At 67.8% G+C, this 24,647-nt stretch carries 21 protein-coding genes, 1 tRNA gene and 1 pseudogene; 12 read left to right on the forward strand and 11 right to left on the reverse strand.

Features of this window, described 5'->3' with window-relative positions:
* Positions 1–25 precede the first annotated feature (25 nt).
* A tRNA-Gln gene (locus tag Q5923_RS04945) sits at positions 26–100 on the reverse strand.
* Between the two features lie 275 nt (positions 101–375).
* On the opposite strand from Q5923_RS04945, the gene Q5923_RS04950 reads away from it, so the two are divergent.
* The 3 genes and pseudogenes from Q5923_RS04950 to Q5923_RS04960 all read left to right on the forward strand — a co-directional run bounded on the left by Q5923_RS04950 (position 376) and on the right by Q5923_RS04960 (position 1,953).
* A complete protein-coding gene (locus Q5923_RS04950) occupies positions 376–531 on the forward strand; it encodes a hypothetical protein (RefSeq protein WP_231782284.1) in 156 nt (51 codons plus the stop codon).
* Positions 532–558: 27 nt separating this feature from the next.
* Positions 559–1,398 (forward strand): annotated as a pseudogene (locus tag Q5923_RS04955) (PTS transporter subunit EIIC); the annotation flags it as partial.
* A 282-nt stretch (positions 1,399–1,680) separates the two neighbouring features.
* Entirely contained in the window at positions 1,681–1,953 is a 273-nt protein-coding gene (locus tag Q5923_RS04960) for a PTS transporter subunit EIIB (RefSeq protein WP_232202877.1), read from the forward strand.
* 258 nt (positions 1,954–2,211) lie between these two features.
* Here the strand turns inward: Q5923_RS04960 and Q5923_RS04965 are convergent, their stop codons facing one another.
* Positions 2,212–2,931, reverse strand: coding sequence for a GntR family transcriptional regulator (locus Q5923_RS04965; RefSeq protein WP_009278586.1), 720 nt, complete (start codon positions 2,929–2,931; stop codon positions 2,212–2,214).
* Between the two features lie 346 nt (positions 2,932–3,277).
* Here Q5923_RS04965 and Q5923_RS04970 point away from each other — a divergent pair, with 346 nt between their 5' ends.
* The 9 genes from Q5923_RS04970 (at position 3,278) to Q5923_RS05010 (ending at position 12,559) form a co-directional block, all read left to right on the forward strand.
* Entirely contained in the window at positions 3,278–4,597 is a 1,320-nt protein-coding gene (locus Q5923_RS04970) for an ABC transporter substrate-binding protein (protein ID WP_303132525.1), read from the forward strand.
* Between the two features lie 86 nt (positions 4,598–4,683).
* Positions 4,684–5,538, forward strand: a complete 855-nt coding sequence (locus tag Q5923_RS04975) for a carbohydrate ABC transporter permease (RefSeq protein WP_072500234.1) — start codon at positions 4,684–4,686, stop codon at positions 5,536–5,538.
* Positions 5,538–6,377 carry a carbohydrate ABC transporter permease gene (locus Q5923_RS04980; RefSeq protein WP_009278589.1) on the forward strand — a complete coding sequence of 280 codons (840 nt, stop codon included), beginning with the start codon at positions 5,538–5,540 and terminating at the stop codon, positions 6,375–6,377. Before Q5923_RS04975 ends, Q5923_RS04980 begins: the two co-directional genes overlap by 1 nt.
* A 55-nt stretch (positions 6,378–6,432) precedes the next feature.
* Positions 6,433–7,632 carry an ABC transporter ATP-binding protein gene (locus Q5923_RS04985; RefSeq protein WP_303132528.1) on the forward strand — a complete coding sequence of 400 codons (1,200 nt, stop codon included), beginning with the start codon at positions 6,433–6,435 and terminating at the stop codon, positions 7,630–7,632.
* A gap of 137 nt (positions 7,633–7,769) precedes the next feature.
* On the forward strand, positions 7,770–7,898 hold the full coding sequence (locus tag Q5923_RS04990; RefSeq protein ID WP_303132529.1) for a 4-alpha-glucanotransferase: 129 nt from the start codon (positions 7,770–7,772) through the stop codon (positions 7,896–7,898).
* Positions 7,899–7,907: 9 nt separating this feature from the next.
* Complete coding sequence (malQ, locus tag Q5923_RS04995; RefSeq protein WP_303132635.1) at positions 7,908–9,278, forward strand: 4-alpha-glucanotransferase; 1,371 nt, start codon at positions 7,908–7,910, stop codon at positions 9,276–9,278.
* 476 nt (positions 9,279–9,754) lie between these two features.
* A complete protein-coding gene (locus Q5923_RS05000) occupies positions 9,755–10,720 on the forward strand; it encodes a DUF975 family protein (protein ID WP_009278594.1) in 966 nt (321 codons plus the stop codon).
* A gap of 73 nt (positions 10,721–10,793) precedes the next feature.
* On the forward strand, positions 10,794–11,531 hold the full coding sequence (locus Q5923_RS05005; RefSeq protein WP_303132531.1) for a response regulator transcription factor: 738 nt from the start codon (positions 10,794–10,796) through the stop codon (positions 11,529–11,531).
* Between the two features lie 5 nt (positions 11,532–11,536).
* Entirely contained in the window at positions 11,537–12,559 is a 1,023-nt protein-coding gene (locus tag Q5923_RS05010; RefSeq protein ID WP_009278596.1) for a sensor histidine kinase KdpD, read from the forward strand.
* Between the two features lie 58 nt (positions 12,560–12,617).
* Here Q5923_RS05010 and Q5923_RS05015 read toward each other — a convergent pair whose 3' ends face one another.
* The 9 genes from Q5923_RS05015 to Q5923_RS05055 form a co-directional block, all read right to left on the reverse strand.
* Positions 12,618–13,529, reverse strand: coding sequence for a peptidoglycan-binding protein (locus Q5923_RS05015; RefSeq protein ID WP_009278597.1), 912 nt, complete (start codon positions 13,527–13,529; stop codon positions 12,618–12,620).
* A 53-nt stretch (positions 13,530–13,582) separates the two neighbouring features.
* Positions 13,583–14,620 (reverse strand): polyprenyl synthetase family protein, encoded by a 1,038-nt coding sequence (locus Q5923_RS05020; protein ID WP_062531754.1) that lies wholly within the window; start codon positions 14,618–14,620, stop codon positions 13,583–13,585.
* A gap of 8 nt (positions 14,621–14,628) precedes the next feature.
* Complete coding sequence (gene galE, locus Q5923_RS05025) at positions 14,629–15,684, reverse strand: UDP-glucose 4-epimerase GalE (RefSeq protein ID WP_303132534.1); 1,056 nt, start codon at positions 15,682–15,684, stop codon at positions 14,629–14,631.
* A gap of 400 nt (positions 15,685–16,084) precedes the next feature.
* Complete coding sequence (locus Q5923_RS05030; protein ID WP_303132535.1) at positions 16,085–16,942, reverse strand: TIGR00730 family Rossman fold protein; 858 nt, start codon at positions 16,940–16,942, stop codon at positions 16,085–16,087.
* A 141-nt stretch (positions 16,943–17,083) separates the two neighbouring features.
* Positions 17,084–17,302 (reverse strand): hypothetical protein, encoded by a 219-nt coding sequence (locus Q5923_RS05035; protein ID WP_009278601.1) that lies wholly within the window; start codon positions 17,300–17,302, stop codon positions 17,084–17,086.
* 70 nt (positions 17,303–17,372) lie between these two features.
* Entirely contained in the window at positions 17,373–17,888 is a 516-nt protein-coding gene (locus tag Q5923_RS05040; RefSeq protein WP_009278602.1) for a nitroreductase family protein, read from the reverse strand.
* A gap of 327 nt (positions 17,889–18,215) precedes the next feature.
* Positions 18,216–20,675, reverse strand: coding sequence for a DEAD/DEAH box helicase (locus tag Q5923_RS05045; RefSeq protein ID WP_062531756.1), 2,460 nt, complete (start codon positions 20,673–20,675; stop codon positions 18,216–18,218).
* 12 nt (positions 20,676–20,687) lie between these two features.
* Entirely contained in the window at positions 20,688–22,115 is a 1,428-nt protein-coding gene (locus Q5923_RS05050) for an ATP-binding protein (protein WP_062531757.1), read from the reverse strand.
* Positions 22,112–24,112, reverse strand: coding sequence for a TerB N-terminal domain-containing protein (locus tag Q5923_RS05055; RefSeq protein ID WP_303132536.1), 2,001 nt, complete (start codon positions 24,110–24,112; stop codon positions 22,112–22,114). The genes Q5923_RS05050 and Q5923_RS05055 overlap by 4 nt, the downstream gene beginning before the upstream one ends.
* Between the last annotated feature and the right edge of the window lie 535 nt (positions 24,113–24,647).

Genomic DNA, 24,647 nt, shown 5'->3' on the forward strand with positions numbered 1-24,647 from the left:
CTTCCCTCCGCCGCCGATGCCGCGTTGGCTGGGGTAGTAGGATTCGAACCCACATTCCAGGCACCAAAAACCCGTGTCCTAACCGTTGGACGATACCCCAGTGCGCTCGCCGCGCTGGGCTTGCTTCGCCCCAGTCACGCAAGCAAGGTGTAGCAGGCAGATTGTAGCAGCTGGGCAGACGGTCCGCCAGACGGGCATGGGCGCTCCTGCCTGGACGTGTCAGGACGTGCCAGGACGTGCCGACCGGTCCGCTCGCCGCGCGTCGTCGTTGCGATTCGCGAGTTCGTGCCGACGGGCCTCTCCCCATGCTATGTTCGAGGTGTGGACGTCCGGGCACAGGGGTCGGACGCGCCAGGGGCAGGGGGCCGGCGGCTCATGATGAAGGCGATCCAGCGCTTCGGCGGCACCATGTTCGTTCCCGTGATGCTCTTCACCTTCGCGGGGGTGGTCATAGGCCTTGGCACGCTCTTCACCACGTCCAGCCTCATGGGTCCCCTCGCCGCGGAGTCCAGTGCCTGGGGACAGTTCTGACGGGTCGTCCTCGCCGGCGGCTGGACCGTCTTCAACCAGCTCCCCCTGCTCTTTGCGGCATCGCTGCCCATAGGGCTCGCCCGCAAGCAGGCGAGCCGCTGCTGCATGGAGGCGCTCGTCGGCTACCTCAGCTTCAACTACTTCGTCAGTGCGATCCTAGGCGCCTGGGGTCCGGAGCTGGGCGTCGACTTCGCCGCCGAGCCGGGCGGCGCCTCCGGCCTCGCGCTCGTGGCGGGAATCAAGACCCTCGACATGGGCATGGTGGGTGCCCTCGTGGTCTCGGGCATCGTCATAGCCCTGCACGACCGCTTCTTCGACACCCGTCTGCCGGAGTGGTTGGGCGTCTTCTCGGGCTCGACCTTCGTGTACATGCTCTCGTTCTGCGCCATGCTGCCCCTGGCCGGCGTGGCGGTGCTCGTCTGGCCGCGCATCCAGGCAGGAATGTGCCTGCTGCAGGCGGCCATCGTTGGCGCGGGCACGCTGGGGGTGGGGGCCTTCGTCTTCCTCGAGAGGGTGCTCATCCCCTTTGGGCTGCACCATCTCCTCTATGCGCCGGCATACTACGACAACGTAGTGGTGGGCGGGGGCATCTATGCCGCCTGGGCCAACGCCCTTCCCCAGCTCGCGGCCAGCACGGCCCCGCTCAAGGAGCTCACGCCCTGGGCCGCCATCACGGCCACGGGCTGGTCCAAGCTCTTCGGGACGCCGGGCATCGCCGCCGCCATGTACGTCACCGCCCGGCCCCAGAACCGCCGACGCCTCCTGGCGCTCCTCGTGCCTGCCACGCTCACGGCCGTGCTCTGCGGCGTGACGGAGCCGCTAGAGTTCACCTTCCTCTTCGTGGCCCCGCCGCTCTTCGTGATGCACGCCGCCCTCGCGGCCCTGCTCTCGATGGCGATCAACCTGTTGGGGGTCGTCGGTGTCTTCTCGGGTGGCCTGATAGAGATGTCGTCCTTCAACTTCGTCCCCCTCGCCGCCACCCACGGAGGCTCCTACCTCGCGGCCCTTGGCGTGGGTGTCTGCTTCGCCCTGCTGTACTTCGTCACGTTCCGTGCGCTCATCCTGCACTTCGACTTCCTGACTCCCGGCAGGGGAGTGGGGCCCGAGTTCGAGCTTGGAAGCAAGGGCGCCTTCCGCTCGCTCCACGGCATGGAGCAGCCGGCGGTCCCCTCTGACGACCGAGACGAGCTGGCGGCGCGCCTCCTCGAGCTCCTGGGAGGGCCGCAGAACGTGGAGGACGTGAGCTGCTGCGCCACCCGCCTGCGCGTGAGCGTGGCAGACCCTGCGCTCGTTGCCGCGGACGATGAGTTCGTGTGTGCCGGGGCCGTCGGCGTCATGCGCCGCGGACAGGCCCTGCAGGTCGTGGTGGGACTCTCCGTGGCAACGGTGCTCGAACGCCTCTGCGACCTCATCGAGGGCTGACGTCGATACGGGGGTTGCGCGCGCCTCTCGCTCATGTGCCATGCCGCGGGAGACATGATGTGGGTGGACCTCCCTGCCGCCACAGGGGCGATGTGGGTGAGAGTAACCGCCGCAAGCCCGTTGTGGGCGCTTCTCTCCTCCGCAAGCCACCCACTTCGGTCCTCTCGCGCGGGAAGTTTCGCGGGGACGCCGCCACCCTCCCGCGCGGGGAGTTTCGCCGATTTCGCCGATTCCGCCCCCGCGCCCTCGGACCTGCCCCTAGCGCCTCGAGACCGTGTTGAAGCAGAAGGCGTCCGGATGGTGCCTGACCTGCGTGTACTCGAACATCACGCCGTCGGAGTTGTACGACTGGCTCTCCACCACCGCCACGCAGTTGTAGGGGCCGAGCTCGAGGTAGCTGCAGTCCTCGTCCGTGGCGAGCTGCACCGTGATGCTGCGTCTGCTGGTGAGGATGCGCATGCCCAGTCGCTCCTCCAGGAAGGAGTAGACCGATTCCTCGGCCACCTCTGCGGTGAGGCCGGGGGCGGCGGAGGCCAGGAAGTAGTCGTGGTCCACCTGTCGTGCCACCCCGTCGAGCGACCTCACGCGGACGACGCGCAGGAGCTCCGTGCCTTCGGCGAAGCCCGTGCGATGCGCGAGCCCCGCGCTGCAGACAACATGTTCAAATGACTTGACCGAGGTGCTGGGCTCGAGACCGTTGCGTCGTGCGTACTCGCCGAAGGACTCCACGCCCTCGAGCACGCCCTGGGTGCTGTGGTCCTTGCGCTGCCAGATGACGCGCACGCCACGGCCGTGCATGGGCTGCACGTAGGCGTCGTCCGCGAGCATCGAGAGGGCGCGCCTCAGGGCGTTGCGGGAGCAGCCGTACTCCTCGGTGAGGGTGCTCTCGGGGGGAAGAAACTCCTGGTAGGCATAGCTCCCCTCCTGGATCTTGCCCTTGAGGTCACGGTAGATCCCCTCGAAGATCGCCCTTGGCATGCCACTCTCCCTGCTCGTCTCGCCGTCCGCGTCGCGCACCCTAGCCTAACTCTGCGGCGACGGACGCCGCGCACATCCAACCCAGGGCTTCCAAAACTGCAGAAGATGGTAGCGCGACAGGGTCCGCCCCCGCCTAGGCTAGACGTCCACTAAAGCTCGTTTAGTCCGTTTATCGGCAGAATCGACCGTTCAGGTCTAAGTTGTTCAAACAAGTAGTACAGGCTAGCTATATTTGCAGTCAAGAGGGACGCGAGGCGTCCTTAGGCAAGAGGGACGCAAGGCGTCCCAGGACGTGCGGATGCCGGTGCCAGGGCGTGCCGGTGCGGGTGCTGAAGAGGAGAGAGACATGAAGGCGAACGACATCAGCAGGCGTGGCTTCATCGGCATGGGCGCGACGGGGCTCCTTGGCCTCGCGCTCGTGGGCTGTGGCAAGTCGGGCGACGCCGGCAGCGCAAGCTCCGGCAGTGGCGACGCCAAGAAGGGCTCGGTCTACTACCTCAACTTCAAGCCCGAGGCGGACGAGCAGTGGCAGGCCCTGGCCAAGGCATACACGGAAGAGACGGGCATTCCCGTGTCCGTCGTGACCGCCGCGTCCGACACCTACGAGGAGAAGCTCCAGAGCGAGATGTCCAAGAGCTCCGCCCCCACCCTCTTCCAGGTCAACGGCCCCGTGGGACTGCAGAATTGGAAGGACTACTGTCTCGACCTCAGCGGCAGCCAGGTCTACGGCGAGCTGAGCAACCCGGCCCTCGCGCTCAAGGCGGACGGCAAGGTCTACGGCATCGACTACGTCGAGGAGGACTACGGCATCATCTACAACAAGGAGCTGCTCCAGAAGGCGGGCTACTCCGAGTCTGACATCACCAGCTTCGCGAGCCTCAAGAAGGTCGCCGACGACATCCAGGCCCGCAAGGACGAGCTGGGTGTCAAGGGCGCCTTCACCAGCGCGGGCATGGACTCCAGCTCCAACTGGCGCTACACAACCCACCTCGCCAACATGCCCATCTACTACGAGCTCAAGGCCGACGGCGAGGAGGACACCGACGCCATCAAGGGCACCTACCTGCCCAACTACAAGGACATCTTCGACCTCTATATTACCGACAGCACCGTCGACCCCGCTCAGCTCGCCTCCAAGACCGGCGACGACGCGGTCAACGAGTTCGTGAACGGCGAGGCCGTCTTCTACCAGAACGGCACCTGGTCCTACAAGGACGTCAAGTCCCTGGGCGACGACAAGCTGGGCATGCTGCCCCTCTACATCGGCGCTGCGGGCGAGGAGAAGCAGGGCATGTGCTCCGGCGGCGAGAACTACTGGTGCGTGAACAGCCAGGCCTCCGCCGACGACCAGCAGGCTACCCTCGACTTCCTCTACTGGGTCGTCACCTCCGACAAGGGCACCACCGCCCTCGCCGACGGCATGGGCTTCACCTGCCCCTTCAATTCCGCCAAGGAGACCGCCAACCCCTTCGCCAAGATCGCCAAGAAGGCCGTCGAGGACGGCAAGGAGCCCGTCACCTGGGCCTTCGTCCACATTCCCTCCGAGGAATGGAAGAAGGGCCTCTCCAGCGCGCTGACCGCCTATGCCGCCGGAACCGCCGGCTGGGACGGCGTCCAGGCAGCCTTCGTGGACGGCTGGGCGAAGGAGAAGGCCGCGACCGCCTAGGCGCATCCCTCCTCCGCGATGACGTCATCCCGGGGCGGTCGGCTCGCGCGCCGCCCGCCCCTGCGACCTGAGAAGGGAACGCGTGCATGGTTAAGTCACTCAGGAAGTGGTGGCCGCTCTTCGTGCTGCCCACGGCGCTCTCGTTCGTCTTCGGCTTCGTCATCCCGTTCGCCGAGGGCGCCTACCTCTCGTTCTGCCAGTTCATCAGCATCTCCAACCCGACCTTCGTCGGCCTGAGCAACTATGCGGCCGCTCTCTCTGACCCGCAGTTCGCGCACGCCTTCTGGCTCACGGCGCTCTTCACCGTGACGGTCACTGTGCTGGTCAACGTCATAGCCCTGGCCATCGCGCTAGCCTTTACTCGCAGCCGTCTCTGGGGCACCAACGCCTTCCGCACGGTCTTCTTCATGCCCAACCTCATCGGCGGCATCGTGCTGGGCTACATCTGGCAGATTCTCATCAACTGCGTCCTGGCTAACGTCGGCCAGCAGCTCCTGGCCCTCAACACCCACGCGGGCTTCTGGGGCCTGGTGGTCCTCACCCTCTGGCAGCAGATCGGCTACATGATGATCATCTACATCGCCGGTCTGCAGTCCATCCCCAGCGACTACCTCGAGGCGGCCAAGGTGGATGGGGCCAACGCCTGGCAGACGCTGTGGAAGGTCAAGATCCCCAACCTCATGCCCACCATCACCATCTGCCTCTTCCTCACCATCACCAACGGCTTCAAGCTCTTCGACCAGAACCTCGCGCTCACGGGCGGAGAGCCGAGCCACTCGAGCGAGCTCCTCGCCCTGAACATCTACAGCACCTTCTACTCGAGGGCAGGAGCCAAGTGGATGGGCATCGGGCAGGCCAAGGCCGTCATCTTCTGCCTTCTGGTCATCGCCATCTCGCTCGTCCAGCTCAGGCTCACCAAGTCCAAGGAGGTGCAGCAGTAATGCAAAGGGAGAGAACCATCAACCGCGTGCTCTCGGCCTTCTTCACCGTGCTGAGCCTGGCGTGGGTGTACCCCATGTTCATGATCCTCATGAACTCGCTCAAGGACGAGTCGAGCATCGGGACCAGCACGGCCTTCGAGCTGGTGGGGCCCCAGAACGCGGCGGGGCTTGCGAACTACGTGAGCGCCCTCTCGAAGCAGGGCTTCGCCTCTGCCTTCGCCTACTCGCTCGTCATCACCGTGACCTCGGTCGCGCTGATACTCGTGTGCTGCTCCATGTGCGCCTGGTACGTTGTGCGCGTGAACAGCCGACTCTGCAAGGGCCTGTACTACCTCTTCGTCTTTTCGATGGTCGTGCCCTTCCAGATGCTCATGTTCACCCTCTCCAACGTGGCCGACTCCATGGGCCTCAACACGCCGTTCAACATCTGCTTCATCTACCTGGGCTTCGGCGCGGGCCTGGCGGTCTTCATGTTCGCGGGCTTCGTCAAGACGATCCCGCTCGAGATAGAGGAGGCCGCCACCATCGACGGCTGCAACCCCGTGCAGACCTTCTTTCACGTGGTGCTCCCCATCATGAAGCCCACCTACATCTCGGTCGGAATCCTCGAGACCATGTGGGTGTGGAACGACTACCTCCTGCCCTACCTGGTCCTGGACAGCACCAAGTACAAGACCATACCCATCCTGATCCAGTACTTCCGCGGCGGCTACGGCCACGTGGAGCTGGGGCCCATGATGGCCTGCATCATGATGGTCATCGTCCCCATCGTCGTGGTGTACCTGGTCTGCCAGCGCTACATCATAAGTGGCGTGGTCTCGGGCGCGGTCAAGGGCTAGTCTCGCAACTACCACGGGCGCCCGCACCGGGCGCAGGGCATGAAAGGCAAGGAAGATGGCACAGATCGTCCTCAAGAACATCAAGAAGGTCTATCCCAACGAGCGGGGCCGCCGTGGCCTCTTCGGACGCCGCCGCGAGGAGGAGCGCAAGAGCAACCTGGAGGTCACCTCCGAGGGCGTCGTGGCCGTGCAGGACTTCGATCTCACGGTGGGCGACGGCGAGTTCGTGGTGCTGGTGGGGCCCTCGGGCTGCGGCAAGTCCACCACCCTGCGCATGATCGCCGGCCTGGAGGACATCAGCTCCGGTGACCTGCTCATCGACGGCCGTCGCGTGAACGACGTGGCCCCCAAGGACCGCGACATCGCCATGGTCTTCCAGAGCTACGCCCTGTACCCAAACATGACGGTGTACGAGAACATGGCCTTCACCCTCAGGCTCAAGAAGGTCGACCCCGCCGAGATAGACCGCAAGGTCCGCGACGCCGCCGAGACCCTGGGCATCACCCCCTACCTCGACCGCAAGCCCAAGGCGCTATCGGGCGGGCAGCGCCAGCGCGTGGCCATCGGCCGTGCCATCGTGCGCGACCCCAAGGTCTTCCTCATGGACGAGCCCCTCTCCAACCTCGACGCGAAGCTGCGCAACCAGATGCGTGCCGAGCTCATCAAGCTGCGCCACAAGGTGAGCGGGACCTTCATCTACGTCACGCACGATCAGACCGAGGCCATGACCCTGGGCGACCGCATCGTGATCATGAAGGACGGCTACGTCCAGCAGATCGGCACTCCGCAGGAGGTCTTCAACCATCCCGCCAACCTCTTTGTGGCCGGCTTCATCGGCATGCCCCAGATGAACTTCTTCGACGCCCATCTGGTGCACGTGGGCAACGAGTACCACCTCGAGACGAGCGACCACGACATAGCGCTCGCCCCCCAGACCTGCAACCGCCTCTCCGAGTCTTGGGTCGATGGTACCTCCGAGGTCGTCGCCGGCGTGCGCCCGGAGCAGATCTCGCTCGCACGCGAGGACGACCCCGATGCCATCTCGGGCACGGTGGAGGTCTCGGAGCTCATGGGCTCCACGGTCCACGTGCATGTGACGGTCGAGGGCAGCGAGCTCGTCCTGGTCATCCCCACGGTCGACTTCGAACGCGAGGGCGGCAGCTTCGCCGACGGCGAGCGCATCTCCTTCAAGTTCGACCAGAACGCCATCCACCTCTTCGACAAGCAGAGCGGCAACAACCTCGTCAGGCCGTAGCCGCGACTCTCTCTGCGGCTCGGCTTAAGGACCCCGGCCTGCCTGCTCGGGCCGGGGCCACGGCCTGGGAAAACGACACGACGACGTCGCCCGCGCCAAGCTATCGTGGGAGACATGGCGGCGAGAGGAGCTGGGACATGGAGCGTGCGAGCGGAATCCTGCTGCCGGCGTTCTCGCTGCCCGGGCCGGGGGGCATCGGCGGCTTCGGGCGCACGGCGAGAGAGTTCGTGGACTTTCTCGCCCGGAGCCGCCAGCGCTACTGGTAGCTGCTCCCCCTGACCACCACGAGCTACGGGGACTCCCCCTACCAGTCGTTCTCGGCGCATGCGGGAAACCCCAACCTCGTCGACCTCGAGGGGCTCGTGCGCGAGGGCTGGCTCGAGGAGGGCGAGCTCGAATCGGCGGAGCTGGGGGACGACCCCTGTCGCATCGACTACGGGGCCGTCTTCCGCGGACGCAGGATCTTGCTGGAGCGCGCGCTGCCCCGCTTCCTGGCCGCCCCGCCCGAGGACCTGGACGCCTTCGTCCGCGCGAGTGACCCCTGGCTCGCGCCCTACTGCCAGTTCATGGTCTGCAAGGAGGAGTTCGGCCTCGGGCCCTTCTGGGAGTGGCCGGAGGAGTTCCGCCGCCCCGGCCCTGCGGTCGACGCCCTCTGTGCAGAGCGGCGCGAGCGCTACCTCTACCACCAGATGACCCAGTACCTCTTCTTCGGCCAGTGGTCCCGCCTCAAGGGCTACGCCAACGGGCGCGGCGTGCGTGTCATAGGCGACATCCCCATCTACGTCCCGCGCGACTCGGCCGAGATGTGGTCTGCCCCCGAGCTCTTCATGACGGACGAGACGGGCGCGCCCGCGCTGGTCGCGGGGACGCCGCCCGACCAGTTCTCGGCCACGGGCCAGTACTGGGGCAATCCCATCTACGACTGGAAGCGCATGGGGGCCGATGGCTACTCTTGGTGGGTCGAGCGCCTGAGGTCGAGCCTCGAGCTCTATGACCTGGTCAGGATCGACCATTTCCGCGGCTTCGAGTCGTACTGGGGCGTGCCCTTCGGGGCGGCGAGCTCGGCCGCCGGGTCCTGGCGCCAGGGGCCGGGCATCTGCCTCTTCGAGCGCGTCAGGCAGGAGCTGGGCGAGCTTCCCATCATCGCCGAGGACCTGGGCTTCCTGACGCCGGAGGTCCTGGCCCTGCGCGATGCCACGGGCTATCCCGGCATGAAGATTCTGCAGTTTGGCTTCGACGGCCGGAACGACTCCTACTACCTCCCGCATCACTACGCGAGCAACACCGTGGCCTACGTTGGCACGCACGACAACATGACCGCGCGCGGCTGGGAACGGGACGCGGCCAGCGCCGAGCAGCTCGCCCAGGCGCGGCGCTACCTGCACCAGGCGCCCGGCGAGCCGCTGTCTGCGGCGATGAACCGCGGCATCGCCGCGTCCGTGAGCGACACCTGCATCTATTCCATGCAGGACCTCCTCGACCTGGACAACGAGGCACGCATCAACGTGCCGTCGACCCTGGGCGGCAACTGGAGCTGGCGCATGCGAGAGGGGGCCCTGACGCGGGAGCTGGAGGAGCGGCTCCTCGAGCTCACCCGGACCTACTGCCGCGTTCCCGGCGCGGGGGACCCGCCTCTGCCGCAGTAGGGCCGCGCGCTCGGCCATTGTCGTGGGGTCGTGTCGGGGGGCGACACGTTCGGCGGTCGGCGAGCCGTGTTGGGCAGCGGGTCTGGTCATGGGCCGCCGCGAGGTATGGGGCACTTCTATCATCTTGTCCTTTGCCACGAAAATCCGCTGATTTCGGTCCAAAAGCGTGGCGGAATGCAAGATGGTCCTTCCGGGTGGCGCGTCTAACGAGACTGGCGGCGTGCTGCGGTCCTTGGTCCAGTCGAGAGGAGGCCGCGTCCGTGCCTGGCAGCCACTGCCTGCGTCCGCCTTGGCGTTTCCGCCCGCCAGGTGAACACGCCCGCCAGGTGACCACGCCCGCCAGGTGACCACGCCCGTGGCTGACGACTTCATCGCACGTGTGGATTAAGGCAACGTTATGGTTTGACTCACGTTCCCCTCAGGGTCGCGGCCCATCATGGGACTTGCAATCGAGGGACCACGTCCAAGGAGACGACATGTGGGAGCGTAGCGAGCTCAAGGAGAAGGGCAAGGCCAGCCTCAAGGCCAACTATTGGAAGACCGTCCTGGTGGCGATCGTCGCAACCTTCGTGATTGGCAGCGGCGTGGGCGGTGCCGGCAGCGCGTCAGGCGTCGTCGTGGGCAGCATCGTCACCCTCGGGGGCATGGCTCCGGTCACGCGCACGGACGTCAACCAGGGGCTCGTCGACCGCGTCGAGGCGAACCGGCTGGACGAGGGGGACGTGGACGGAGGCGGGGACGGTCGCGCGGCAGCCTCGGCCGAGGAAGGCGCCACCTCGACTCCGGTGGCCGAGCACCGCGACAGCCCCGAGTCGGCAGACCCCGCCGAGATCGCGGCCGTGGCCCTGTCCATCGCGCTCTTGGTCTGCCTCGTCATGCTCGTCACCGTCGCCATGCTCATTGCCGTCGACATCCTGATCCTGGGTCCCCTGCAGGTGGGCGTGTCCCGCTTCTTCCTGAGGAACCTCAACCAGCGCGCCGAGGTGGGCGAGTGCGGGCGCGGCTTCGACCGCAACTACGTCCAGAACCTGAAGACCATGTTCTTCCGGGAGCTCTACACCTGCCTCTGGAGCCTCCTCTTCGTGATTCCTGGCATCGTGAAGAGCTACGAGTACCGCATGATCCCATACCTCCTGGCGGAGGACCCCAACATGACCCGCGAGGAGGCCTTCGCCCAGAGCAGGGCGCTCATGGACGGCAACAAGTGGGACGCCTTCGTGCTTGACCTCTCGTTCATCGGCTGGGACCTGCTCTCGCTTTTGACGCTGGGCCTGCTCGATGTCCTCTACGTGGCGCCCTACAGGCAGATGACCTACGCGGCCCTCTATGAGGCCCTGCGCTACGGCAGCGACTCCCGCGTGCTCCCGCAGGCGTCCATCCCCGGTGCGCCCATGGCGTCAGAGGGCGGCGAGGCCCCGAGCGACGGGGCGCAGCAGGACTAGGCGCACCGCGCTACCATCGATGCGCAGAGCCGCCCGGGCCATGCGTCCGGGCGGCGTTTCGGGAGGGAGCGGTATGGCCGAGGAAGCGCGTCACACGGTCCTCGTCGCCGACGACGAGGACGAGATTCGCGAGGTGCTGCGCCTCTACCTGCAGAACGCTGGCTACCACGTCGTCGAAGCGGCGGACGGCGGCGAGGCCCTACGGCAGCTGCGCGAGGGGCCCATCGACATCTGCCTCCTGGACATCATGATGCCCGAGGCTGACGGCTACGAGGTGCTGAGGCGGCTGCGCGCGGAGCGACCCACGCCGGTGGTGCTCATCTCCGCCAAGGGCCAGGATGCCGAGAAGGTCCTGGGTCTCGACCTCGGGGCCGACGATTACCTGGTGAAGCCCTTCAACCCGCTTGAGGCCGTGGCGCGGGTCAACTCGCTCATGCGCCGCGTCTACAACATGGACGCCCGCCCGCTGCCCTCAAGCGGGGGGATGGTGGGGGCTGCGACGCCCCTGCCCGTCTCGCCCAGGCTGGTCGTGCGTGACCTGGAGCTGGACGTCGACGCCTGCCGCCTCACACGGGCGGGAAAGGCGGTCGAGCTCACCCCCGTGGAGTACCGGATCATGGAGCTCATGATGTCGCATCCGGGCAGGGTCTTCACCAAGCAACAGATCTATGAGGCAGGTTGGGAGGAGAGCTACCTCGCGGCAGACAACAACGTGATGGTCTGCATCAGCAAGCTGCGCGGCAAGCTCTCGGACGACCCTGGCGCCTACATCAGCACCGTGCGTGGCCTGGGTTACCGGCTCGAGGGGTAGGGGACATGGGCGAAGGCGAGAACGGCGAGCGCATCGAGTCGGCGGGGTCGTCTGGGTTGGGCGGCTTCCTGGTTCGTCGCTTCCTCATGGTCGCCGTGCCCATGGCTGCCGCAGAGGCATTGCTGCAGCCCCTCGCCTTCGGGACGCTGGTGCCCCTGGCGCTGGAGCGAATCGTGGTCGGCGGCCTTGGTGACGTCCTGGGGGCGCTGCTCGGCCTTGCGATGCTCGCCCTGGGAATGGTGCTGTTCGTACTGCCGCTCGCGGTGGGCGCCATGCTCTTCGCGCGGATGGTGGAGCGTAGGGTGGCGCAGGTCCAGGAGGAGCGCGACCAGGAGCGCGAGAGGCTCTATGCGCGACGCAACCTCCTGGTGACCGACATGGCGCATGACCTCAGGACCCCGGTGATGAGCGTCCTCTCGCTTGCACAGGCCCTGGGCGACGGGCTGGTGAGGGATGCGACCGACCAGAGGCGCTACCTGGCCTCCATCCGCTCGAAGGCGGAGCGGCTGGGGAGGCTCACTGACGTGCTCTTCGACTTCACGCGGCTCGAGAGTGACGGCTTCAGGTTGGACCTCAGGCCTTGCGACCTCCCCCAGCTCGTGCTGAGGGAGGCGGCGGCCGCCTACTCGGACGCGGAGGCGGCGGGGATGAGCCTCGAGGTGGACGTGAGCGAGCAGCCGTTGGAGGTGCTGGCGGACGACGTGCAGCTGGGAAGGGTCGTCTCCAACCTGATCGCCAACGCGGTGAGGCACTGCCCCAGGGGGACGGCCGTCCACGTGCGGCTCGTGCGGCGCGCCGGGGTCGCCGAGGTCGTCGTGGCGGACGACGGGATGCCCATAGCGGGTGACGTGGACCGACTCTTCGAGCCCTTCTCGCGCGGGGACGAGGCTCGCCGCGGAGAGGGGAGCGGCCTGGGACTCTACATCGTCAGGCGCATCGCGGAGCTCCACGGCTTCGCCATCCGCCTGGAGCAGCCCTACGGCAGCCTGACCAAGGCCTTCGTGCTGACCTGCCCCGTCTGGGACTAGCGCCAGCTGCCAGCCAGGTCGGCCCCGCGTGTTCCGCCAGTTCTCTGGGCCCCGCGGCCTACAGGTCGAAGGCGGCGCAGATGGCATCGAGGAGCATGACCGCGAAGGTCTGCGCGTCCCCCGTGGTGAAGGTGCCGTCGTAGTCAAGGCCCAGGGGAAGCTCCAGGCGCACCACGGGGACCTCCTCGCGAGAGCTCTCGCAGGTGGTGCGCAGGCGCTGGGGCAGGGAGTCGACGTCGTCGGTCGAGAGGTTGGCCATCTTGCTGCCCTCGGGCAGGGGGGTGGAGGCCAGCACCAGCACCGCACGGTCCCCCTCGCGCGCGGCAAGGGGGCTCTCGATGAGGTCGAGGCCGCTCTTCTCGCTCGTGGCGCTTGCCAGGTTCCAGATGCGACCCGCCACGTTGCGGCTGATGGGGTCTTCGGCGGTGATGGAGAGCTGCGTGCTCTCGAGCACCCCGGCGGCCCGGGCGAAGCCCATGCCGCCCATGGGGTGCGGGCCCGAGGCGGGCTTGCCGCTCCACACGTGGTGCAGGCGCTCGATGGCGTCGAAGGTGTCCTGGAAGGCCATGCCGTCCGCCAGCATGCCCTGGCTCTCCTGGAACTGCTTCACCGCGCTCTCGGTGTAGACGCCGAAGCAGCCGTCGGGCTCGCCGCAGGAGAAGCCCAGGATGTTGAGGCAGTGCTGCAGGGCCAGCACGTCGCTGCCGTGGAAGTTGGGGAGGCGGAGGTAGAGGGTGCGGTCGCCCATGGAGTAGCCTGCGTCGACGAGGGCCGCCCAGGTCGCGGAATCCACCTCGCCGCCCAGGGGCAGCTGGTGGTCGAGCCGGAACTTGGCCACGGCGGTCGCGGTGGTCGGTCCGAAGGCATGGCCGTCGAGCTCGGCGGCTTCCACCTCGTAGCCCAGTCTTCCCAGGCGCTCCTGGATGTCCTCCACCGCGGCGCCGCTTGCGCCCTCACGAATTGCTTCCATGCGTGTCTCCCGTTGCGAAGGCCTCGGGACGGGTGCCCCGGGGCCTGGTGGTGTCATCCCCTGCGCTCCACGAAGAAGTCTGCCATAGAGCGGAGCGTCTCGTGCGGCCCGTCCTCGAGTCCCACGCCCTCGAGCCTTCCCTTTGCCCTCGCGACGAGCTCGCGTGCGACCGAGCGGGCGTGCTCGACGGCGCCGGCCTCGTCCATGAGGAGCACCGCGCGGGCAAGTGCCCCCTCGTCCGTGACGTGGGCGTCGAGAAGGCCCTGGAGCTCCTCTCGCCTGCTTCCCTCCAGCCGCTCCAGGGCCCAGGTCGCCACGAGGGTGCGCTTGCCCTCCGTGACGTCGCTCCTGAAGTCCTTGCCCTGTGCCACGGAGTCTCCCACCAGGTTGAGGAGGTCGTCCTGGATCTGGAAGGCGAGTCCCGCGTCCAGGCCGAAGGCGCGCAGGGCCTCCACCTGCCGCTCGCTGCCTCCGGCGCAGACGGCGCCCGCGGCCAGGGGGACGGCGGCGGAGTAGTGCGCGGTCTTGAGCGTCGCCATGCGCAGGTAGTCCGTGGAGCTCACGTCCCAGCGGCCGTCGCGGACCCATCCCAGGTCGAGGGCCTGGCCCTCGAGGGTCCTGAGCTCCATGAGCGAGAGCTCCTCTAGGAGGCGCAGCCTCGTGTCCGCGCCAAGGGACCCGTCGTCCAGGACGAGGCGGAAGGTGGTCACGATGCCCAGGTCGCCCATGTTGATGGCGGGGCCCGTCCCCTCGCTGAGGTAGGTGCAGGGCTCGCCGCGGCGCGTCTCTCCCTCGTCCGCGATGTCGTCGTGGATGAGGGCCGCGCTCTGGAAGTGCTCGATGGCGGCTGCGACGGGCAGTGCCGCCTCGGCTCTACCGCCCACGGCCTCTGCTCCCAGGAGGCAGAGCGCGGGGCGCGTACGCTTGCCGCCCGCCCGCGTGAAGTGCGCGTAGGGAGCGTAGAGGTAGCGCTCCAGCTCGGGGCCATGCGACGCCGCATCGTGGTCGTGGGGCTCCACCTTCGCAAGATAGCCCTCGACGAGGGGAAGCACCCGCGCCAGGTAGTCCCTGAAGAGCTGACCGTCAGGCATGGGGCCGCCTAGCCCTCGTAGCCGTCGGGGTTGTGGGACTGCCAGTTCCACGAGTCGCGGCACATGTCGTCGGTGTCGTACTTGGCCTCCCAGCCCATGAGTTCCCGGGCCTTCGCGCAGTCGGCGTAGTTGGCCGTGACGTCGCCGGGGCGGCGCGGGTCTATCTGGTAGGGCAGCTCGCGCCCGCAGGCGGCCGAGAAGGCCCTGATGATCTGGAGCACGGAGGTTCCCCGACCGGTGCCCAGGTTGAAGACCTCGACGCCCGTGCGGCCGTCCATCCAGGCCAGGGCGGCGGCGTGGCCGGAGGCGAGGTCCATCACGTGGATGTAGTCGCGCACGCCGGTGCCGTCGGGGGTGTCATAGTCGTTGCCGTAGACGTGGACGACCTCGCGCTTGCCCACGGCCACCTGTGCCACGTAGGGCAGGAGGTTGTTGGGGATGCCCTTGGGGTCCTCTCCCATGAGTCCGGAGGGGTGGGCACCGATGGGGTTGAAGTAGCGCAGGAGGACGACGTTCCACTCGGGGTCGGCGGTGTGGAGGTCGCAGAGGATCTGCTCGATCATCCACTTGGTCCAGCCATAGGGGTTAGTGCAGGCCTTCTTGGGGCTGGCCTCGGTGATGGGCAGGCTGTCGGGATCGCCGTAGACGGTGGCCGAGCTGCTGAAGATGATGGACTTGCAGCCGTGCTCGCGCATGACGTCTACCAGGGTCAGGGTGTTGCCCAGGTTGTTGCTGTAGTACTCGATGGGCTTCGAGACGGACTCGCCTACGGCCTTGAAGCCTGCGAAGTGGATGACGCGGTCTATGTCGTTGTCGTCGAAGATGGCCTCGAGGGCGTCGCGGTCGTTCACGTCGGCACGATAGAACGAGAGCCTCGCCGACGCCTCCTCGCCCACAATCTGGTCGATGCGGTTGAGCACCTTCTCGGAGGCGTTGCTGAGGTCGTCCACGATGACCACCTGGTAGCCGCCCTGGAGCAGCTCGACCACGGTGTGGCTGCCGATGAAGCCGGCGCCTCCGGTGACGAGGACGCAGGTGTCCTGGGGTGACTTTTCGACGCTCATGGGTGCTCCTCGTCTACTGGACGGCAGGCTTCTTCCTGGAATGGCTGTGCCCTGGCGCAGGCTACTGCCGTGCGATGGGCGCAACCGTCCATAAAGAGTATAGGGCAGGGCAGGGGAGGGCAAGGCAGGGGAGGACAGGTGCCGTCGCGCGCGATCGGGCGCCGTTCTCTATGCAACTTCCTGAAGTCGCTTGGTTCTCTATGCATTTCTCGGAAATCCTGCCTACAAAAGCCCTGTTGGCGCTGGGTCGGTGTCAGAGAATGGTATAGAGAACGCTTGCCGGAGCATGTCGGAGCATGTCCCGGTATGACCCAGCTTGCCCCGTCATGTCCCATCATGCTCCAGCTTGTCCCGCTCTTGGCGTCGAGGGGGGCGGGGCTCTCTCGACGCAGGATGTGGCCTACTTCGAGGTCCCGCCGTCCTCGCGTGACGCGCCGTGCCCCTTTCCGGGCAGCGCGCTCGTGGCGATGTCGACCGCCTCCGCCGGGTCGTCGGTGAGCCTGACCAGGGACGGGTCGAGGGGCGAGATGTTCCCGGAGTCAGAGACGGTGCCCCTGAGCCACTCGAAGAGCCCCTGCCAGTACTCGCGGTCGAACATGACGACGGGGGTGCGCTCGACCTTGTGGGTCTGCACCAGGGTGAGCAGCTCGAAGGCCTCGTCGAGGGTCCCGAACCCGCCCGGACAGATGATCGCGCCCTGCGAGTACTTCACGAACATGGTCTTCCGCACGAAGAAGTACCTGAAGCTCATGCCCAGGTTGACCCACTGGTTGATTCCCTGCTCCTGGGGAAGCTCTATGCCCAGCCCCACGGACGTCCCGCCCGCCTCTGACGCCCCGCGGTTCGCCGCCTCCATCACGCCCGGCCCGCCGCCCGTTATGACGGCCACGCCCCGCTCGGCGAGGAGGCGTCCCATGGCGAGCGCGGCGTCGTAGCCGGGGCTCCTTCGCGGCGTGCGGGCAGACCCGAAGACGCTTACGGCCGGTCCCAGCCTGGCGAGGGCGTCGAATCCGTCGACGAACTCCGCCTCTATGCGCATGACGCGCCATGGGTCCATGCGAATCCAGTCGGCGGGGTCGTCTGGTGCGAGCAGGCTGCTCGTGGTGGTGCGTTCGGGAATCATCTGGCCCCTGAGGAGCACTGAACCTCTGTGGTAGGCGTCCGCACCTCGCCTGTCCGCCGTCTCGTCGTCCCGCGCACTACGTCCCGAAGGCTCGTTCCAGCCGTCCCGCTCCTCGTGTTGGCGCCTCTCGCCCATGCCCATGCGTCTCCCATCTTCGCTTCCTGGTGGAAGATGCTACGCCAAGGCCCCCTCTGGTGCGTCCGTTCTCCGCGTGCGGTGCCCTTGGACCAAGCTTGGGCCAAGCCCTGAGGCCGTGTTGCCTCTCGCCTTGCGCTCTCAGCCGAGGGTGTAGCGGGTGGCCGCGTGGCGCATGTTGACCTCGCTGAGTTCCATCTCGCCGTCGATGTAGGGCTGGTACATGGCGTCTATGGAGCCCACGCCCATGCTGCATCCGCTGCAGCTCTCGCAGCTCGAGTCTCCGCAGAAGTCCAGCCCCTGGTGGACGATCTGGATGCGCTCCACGCGCGTGGTGTCCTTGATGAGTAACGACCTCATGGCATGTGGCCCCTCTCCGCCGGCCATGCCCTTGCCGGGGGTGGTCGGTCGTCTGGTCTCCTGCCGCTCGCTAGATGCGGCTCACGAGCTCGTCGGCAGGCTTGCGCATCGTATGGCGCGGGGCGGGCTCGGCATCGTCGGCGGGATACCCCAGGGGGAACAGCGCGATGAGGTCGTAGCCCTGCATCTGCGGGAAGGCCTGCTTCAGCGCCCCGGCGTCGAACTTGCCCACCCAGGTGCTGCCCAGGTCGAGCGAGTACGCGGCGAGCATGATGTGCGTCGCCACGATGCTCGCGTCCACGTCGGCGAAGTTGCGCCCGTCGAAGGAGCGCACCCACGCCTCGTCCTCCTTGGCACCGACGGCCACGATGAGGGGGGCGCCGAAGCCGTAGGGGGTGTTCTCTCGCACGGTCTCGAGGGCGTCGGGGCTCTGGATGATCCAGGCGTGCCAGGGTTGCTTGTCCACGGCCGTGGGGGCGGCGACCGCAGCGGCGATCAGGGCGTCGACCTTATCGGGCTCCACCGGGGCGTCGCTGAACTTGCGGCAGGAATAGCGTTCGCGAGCGAGCGTGAGGAAGTCTGACATCTGGGTGCCTCCCGTCCTGGGGTGACGTCATCCCGTGCGCTTCCGGACGGGGCGACCGCTGCGACACTGCAGCTAAGCCTGAGTGTAGCCCTTCTCGCTGCCATGCTCCGCGCGTCTTCGCTTCCGTCCGTTGTTCCGTCTGCCGACTCGCGCCACCATCTGCGTGCGTCCGCCCCCTAGCGTGCCTGCCCGCCATCCCCACGTTCTCTATGCCATTCTCTGAAACTGCGGTCGCAAAATCCCTGTTGGCGAAGGGGTGAGTTCAGGAGAATGCATAGAGAAGGGGGTGGGGGCCCGGCAATCGGCATAGAGAACGAGGCCTCGGGCCTAGGGGAGGGGCGCAGGCGAGAGGAGCGCGCCATCCGGCCAGGAGAGCACCCGCTCGAGCATGCCCCGCACGTCCAGGACGCCCAGGGCGAAGCCCTTGCGCACCAGCTCGTCGGGGACGAACTCGTCGTACTTGTCGAAGCGGGGCACCTCCCCCGGATACACCAGCTCCATGGGGTCCACGCCCCGCGCGGCCTCGCGCTTGAGCACCTGGTAGAACCAGCTCGCGTCGGCCCTCATGGTGAACTGCATGAAGTAGGGGCGCGAGGAGTCGAGGCCCTTGAGCCCCAGCTCGTCGGCGCAGCGCAGCTTGATGAAGCGCTCGAGCGCCAGGAAGGCGTAGGACCCCAGCCAGGGGAAGAGGCACCAGGCGGTGCCTCCCACGTTGACCAGCGGCTCCGTGCCCACGTGGGCGTTGGCCGCGACATGACGGGCCTGGAGCAGGCGCGCGTGGGCGTTGCGCCTGAGGTAGGGGTACTCGTCCTCCTCGCCCAGGGCCTGGCGCATGCGCTCGAGCACGCGGGTGTGCACGTCTCCCGCGCACATCCCGAAGTAGGCGGGCACCTTGCCCTTCACGCGGCTGCACTCGATGAGGTGGCGCTTGTAGTCGATCTCCTCGATGACCCAGACGGCCCCGGCGATGGCGATGCGCTCGCCCACGGGCGGCGGCGCCACGACGGTCCCAAGCTCCTGGGACTCGCTGCGGACGGTGAACTCCTCGTTCTCCGCGAAGGTGGCGTAGAACTTGAAGTTGTTGGTCACGCGCTCGCCCGCGATCCCCACGATGAGCCCACCCGACTCCGTCTCCTGCAGGTGGTCGATCGCGAGGAGGTGCCTGAGGAGGACGCGGTAGTCGTCGAGGCTCACGCGCCAGAAGGGCGCGAGGGTGAGCACGCGCCGCGCGAGGTCGGCGGGACTCAGCTCGCCGGAGGAGGCGAGCGTGGCCATGGTCTGGTGGTAGAGGAGGCTGTAGGGCAGGCCGTTCAGCTTGGGTGGCTCGACCCAGCGCTCCTCGAGGTAGAGCTGCACCAGGGCGATGCCCTGCAGGAGCTTCCAGGGGATGGTCTCGAGCAGGAGGGCTCGCGCCTCGGGCTCGTCCTCGCGCATGACGAACCACATCTCGCTGGGCTGTCCGCGCCGTCCCGTGCGGCCCATGCGCTGGAGGAAGGAGCTCACCGTGAACGGCGCGTCGATCTGAAAGGCGCGCTCCAGCCGGCCGATGTCGATGCCCAGCTCGAGGGTCGAGGTAGTGACGGTGGTGAGGCTCAGGTCGTCGTCGCGCATGAGGTCCTCGGCCGAGAGCCTGAGGCTGGACGAGAGGTTGCCATGGTGGATGAGGAAGCGGTCTCCCTCCCCGTTGGCCTCGCAGTACTGGCGCAGGCTGGTGGTGACCTCCTCGCACTCCTCGCGGGAGTTGGCGAAGACCAGGCACTTGCGGTTGCGGGTGTGCTCGAAGACGTAGGCGAGGCCGGGGTCGGCGAAGACGGGGGCGACGTCGGAGGAGGGCTCCCAGTCGGGCTGCTCGGGGGTGGGGGGCAGGTCGTCCGCCTCTGCGGCGGATGGTGCCGTGTCGTTGGCGGACGTGGCGTCGCGGCCCTGCGGCGTCCTCGCACCCACGTCCTCTGCCCGGTCCGAGGGGGCGGGGACTCTCTCGCCTTGGGCAGGGGAGAGGGGCATCTCGTAGCTGGGCTCGGGCCCCTCCGCAACCGACGCCCCGCCGTGTCCCAGGCCGTCGGCGCCGCGGTCGGGCGCCTGGGGGCCGCTCACATAGAAGTGCTCCATGCTGAGGCGCCAGCTCTCGCGTGGGGCGTCCATGCGCGGGATGAGGCAGCCGCGCCCGGTGCCCGAGCTGAGGTAGGCGCCCGTGGCCTCGGGCTCGCCGATGGTGGCCGAGAGCCCGATGCGACGGGGGTTCACGCCCGCGATGCGCGAGAGGCGCTCGATGCAGCAGAGGGTCTGGTTGCCGCGGTCGCCGCGCAGGAGCGAGTGGACCTCGTCGATGACCACGTAGCGCAGGTCGCAGAAGATGCGCGCGATGGCGGCGTGGCGGTGCAGGAGCATGGCCTCGAGGGACTCTGGCGTGATCTGGAGGATGCCGGAGGGATGCTTGAGCATCTTGGCCTTGTGGGACTGCGACACGTCACCGTGCCAGTGCCAGACGGGGATCCGCGCCTCGGCGCAGAGGTCCTCGAGGCGGATGAACTGGTCGTTTATCAGGGCCTTGAGGGGTCCGATGTAGATGGCTCCCACCGACGCGGGCGGGTCCTCCCAGAGCTCGGTGAGGATGGGGAAGAAGGCCGCCTCCGTCTTGCCCGAGGCCGTCGAGGCGGTGAGGAGGACGTTCTGGTCGCTGCCAAAGATCGCCTCCGCGGCAGCGACCTGCACGGCTCTCAGTCTCTGCCAGTCGTGCTGGTAGATGAAGTCCTGTATGAAGGGGGCATAGCGGTCGAAGACGTCCAAGGCACTCCCGTCCTAGATCTTGAACTCTGCGAACTCGTCCTGTTGCCGCGGTGTCGCCTGTGCGGGCGACACGTGTCCCTGTCCCGCCGCCGCGAGGGAGGTCGGCGCCACTGCCTCCGCCGGCATGTTCGCTCGACGCGTCGGTGCTGGTCGCGGGGCTGCGACGGGGGTCTGGAACTGCTCGCTCCCCAGCAGGTCCGCCGCATCGAGCTGAGGGTTCTGGAACAGGATGTCGAGTAGCTCGACGAAGTCGCGGATGACCTCGCGCGGCGTGAGGTGGGTGTCGGCCCCCACGCGGCCGAACTCGGCCTGGAGGAAGGCCATGAGGTCGTCCTGGCCGATCGTGCGCTCGTAGCCGAAGAGCCCGGCGTGGATGTCCGCGAGCTTCTCGACGAGGACCAGGAGCTCCTCGTGAGTGAGGGGCTGGAGCTCGATCACCGGCGCCAGGAGGTCGGCGAAGCCGCCCTGGGCGAAGCGTCCCTGCGTCAGGCGCGAGCGCAGGGCCTCGTAGGAGTAGAGTCCGCGACGGCGGTCCTGGATGGTCTGGGGCGTGCCGCTCATGATGATGCCCAGGTGGCTCGCCTTGCCCTGCAGGGTGTCGTTGTACATGGTCAGGATCTTCTCGTAGTTGTACTGGCGGCTGATGGCGTTGGGGATCTTGTAGAGGTTGACCAGCTCGTCCACCAGCACCACGAGGCCCTGGTAGCCGGCCCCCCTGAGGAAGGCGGCGAAGAGCTTGAGGTAGTCGTACCAGTCGTCGTCGCCGATGGCGATGTTGACGCCGAGCTCCTGGCGCGCCTCGGTCTTGTTGCGGTACTCCCCGCGGAACCACCTGGTGACGTTGGCCTTGGTGTCGTCGTCGCCCTCGAGGTGGGCGTGCCAGTACATAGTGAGCAGGCGGGCGAAGTCGTAGCCGTGCACGAGCTCCTGGAGCGACTGCACGGTGGAGAGGATCCGCGCCTCCATCGCGGGCGAGAATCCCGCGTCCTCTGGCACGAGGCCGTCCTCGACCTGCACCTGCGCCTGGACGTTCGAGACCCAGCGGTCGAGGATCAGGTTGAGCGCCCCTCCCTCGGGGCGCGTCTTGGTGCTGAGGTTGCGGATGAGCTCGCGGTAGGTGGCGAGTCCCTGGCCGTTCCCGCCCTGGAAGCGCCTCTCGGGCGAGAGGTCGGCGTCGCAGACCACGAAGCCCCTGCCCATCGCGTGGTTGCGGATGGTCTGGAGCAGGAAGCTCTTGCCGCTGCCGTAGCGGCCCACCAGGAAGCGGAAGCTCGCGCCGCCGTCCGCCACGAGCTCGAGGTCGTGGAGGAGGGCCTGAATCTCTCGCTCGCGGCCCACCGTGACGTAGGGGAGGCCCACGCGCGGGACGACGCCGCCCTTGAGCGAGTTGACTATGACGGCGGCGATGCGGCGGGGCACGTGCGTTGTGGGCTCTGTCATGGCTCGAGCATTCCTCTCAGGTCTTCTGCGTAGTCCTCGACCAGGCGGGGACCTTCCTCGTCGAACTCTATGGCTGTGTCACCCAGGAGGTCGAAGAGCTTCTCGTTGGCGGAGTCGGCGAGCATCTCCGTCGTGCGCGCGGTGCCGCTGGGGCCTGGCCTCCCGTCGAGCAGGGCGCGCAGGAGCCCGAGCTCCTCCGGGTCGAGGCCACAGGGGGACGGCGTGCCCCCCTCCGGGCTGCCGTCCCGCGTGCCGGCCGATGGTTGGGCCGTCGGGGCGGGTGGCGCTGCCGCGGGGCGGGGCGTGTCGGCGGGGGACGTGGCGTCCCTCTCGCCTGGCATGGGGGGTACCGTCGTCACGGGGATGGACGACGGCGCCTCGCGGGGTGGGTCGTCGGGCAGGTAGCCGTCGCGCTCCTCGTCCACCAGCAGGGCCTCGCGGGTGAGGGCCGCGGCGGAGCGGATCGAGCCCAGCTTGGAGAGGTCGAAGCTGATCCGGCGCCGCTCGGCCTCCTGTGAGAGCTCGAGCGTCAGTGCGCTCTCCTTCTGGATCATGCGTGCGACATAGGCGGGAAGCCGCTTCTCCTTGAGGGGGCGGCCGAAGTCCCAGTCGTCGCGCATCTGGCGGTCGATGCCGCGGACGATCCTTCCCAGCTCGCGGCTCCTGCCGCTGGTCGAGAAGTCCTTGCGCAGCTTCCAGCGGCCAAAGCGGTGCGTGATCGTCTCTGCGGCGGTGAGGCGCACGCGCAGGCCCTCCGGTTTGGGGGCGTCCTCGAGGGGGACGCCGGCGAAGGGGTAGTAGGCGTGCTCCTGGACGGGTCCCACCAGGCTGTCGACGAAGTCGGTCTTGCGCCGCTTGGCGCAGTGGCGGACCAGCCGGGCAAAGACGCCGGCCGCCACCTGGGCCGACTCGTCCGCGTGCGTCCTGAGGAAGGGCGAGCGCTCAGGTGGGTAGGACGAGACCCTTCCCAGGGCCTCCCAGAGCTCGGCGTCCGTGGGCGTCGGACCCTCCTGGTCCTTGGACGTGAGGCCTCGGAGGCCCTCCTGGCAGAGCCGCGCCCGCTCGGCGAGGCGAAGGGTCATGACCGCCCGTGCGAAGGCGCGCTCCTCCTCGCTGGTGGCGAGCTCGGGGTCGAGCTGGTGGCAGACCACGTAGTCGTGCAGCAGCCGCTCGAGGTCGAGCACGACCCCTCCCGCGGCACCCGGCTGCTTCGCGGCCTGGTCCCGGCAGGCGTCGACGAGGCGGCGGAGCTCGAGCGCCACGGGGGTACCGGGCTCGACGCCCACGCCGTTGACGAGCTCGAAGGAGAGGAGCCGCACGAAGGTGGAGGGGGCGTCCGACGCCTCGCCCCGCCGCCAGAGCGTGCGCCAGCTGAAGTACCCGCGTAGCTCCCGGTCGCTGAGCTCCTGATAGGTGGGCAGGTAGCGGAAGGGGAGGGCGCCCTGGTAGGGCTGGTCGTCCTCGAAGTCCGCCGCGAGGCGGGCCTGTGCGGCGAAGAGCTTGCCCCCACGCAGGAGGACGCCCTGGTCGTCACAGCCGCCCTCGAGGTAGCGGAGTCGCGCGAGCGTCGGGGGCAGGGCGGGATGGGGCAGGGGGCGGGGGGCGTCGCGTGGGAGGGGCTGCTGGTTGAAGCGGGCCTGCGACCGGTAGGCCCTGCGCGCCCGCTCGGCTCGGGTCGAGGCGATGGAGCGCTCCTGCAGGGGACGTCCCGCCGAGGTGGGACGTGCGCTTGCGGGACGCTCGGATGACGTGGACCGCTCTGCCGAGGCGGACTGCCCTGCTGGCGTGGGCCGCCCCGCTCCGGCGGGCCGCTCCTCTCGCTCGCGGCGCCAGTCGGAGCCCCTTCGGAGGATGGGCTGGTCGGAGTACGAACGCTCGCTGAAGCTCGCTCCCTCGCGGCGGCGCTCGACCTCGAGGACGCGCTGGACGATGTCCTGGACGAGCGTGTCCAGGTCGGCTCGGGGCCTGCCTTCCGCCTCGTTGCTCCGGTCGTCCATGCGCACCTCCCTCCCTCGTCGTGGCCTGTCTCGATTCTACCCACGGCGCAGGACGAAGGGAACACATGTACGAAGAATGCCAGAGCGCCCGGGGGTGGCGTGGGCCCTCGGTCCCTCTGCGTCCAATCCGATTTCGCTGCCAGGGAGCTTGTGTAAGCGTCGGACGATTTTGTTCTCTACTGCCCCGTATATGCGCCAATCCACCCCGAGGCCGCCAGTAAAGAACGTCTGCCGGGTATGCGGCACGGAATCTGTTCTTTACTGGGATGCACTCGGCCGGCTCCCATCCGATGGCGTCAGTAAAGAACGCCCGTCGGGCGCACGACACGAAATCCGTTCCTTACTGGGCCGCTCTCGGCCGGTTCCCATCCGAAGTCGCCAGTAAAGAACATCTGCCTAGCGTTGGCGACGGGCCCTCCTTGCGCAGAGGTCCTGCCTGTTCGGTAGCTCGTCCGGCGGTCGTCCGATAGGTCGCTCGAGCGCACTTTTTGCGCAACAAAGGAGGCGGGACACGGGAGGTTACCCCCTCGTGCCC

The organism is uncultured Olsenella sp., assembly GCF_959602185.1.
Classification (GTDB): domain Bacteria; phylum Actinomycetota; class Coriobacteriia; order Coriobacteriales; family Atopobiaceae; genus Olsenella_I; species Olsenella_I phocaeensis.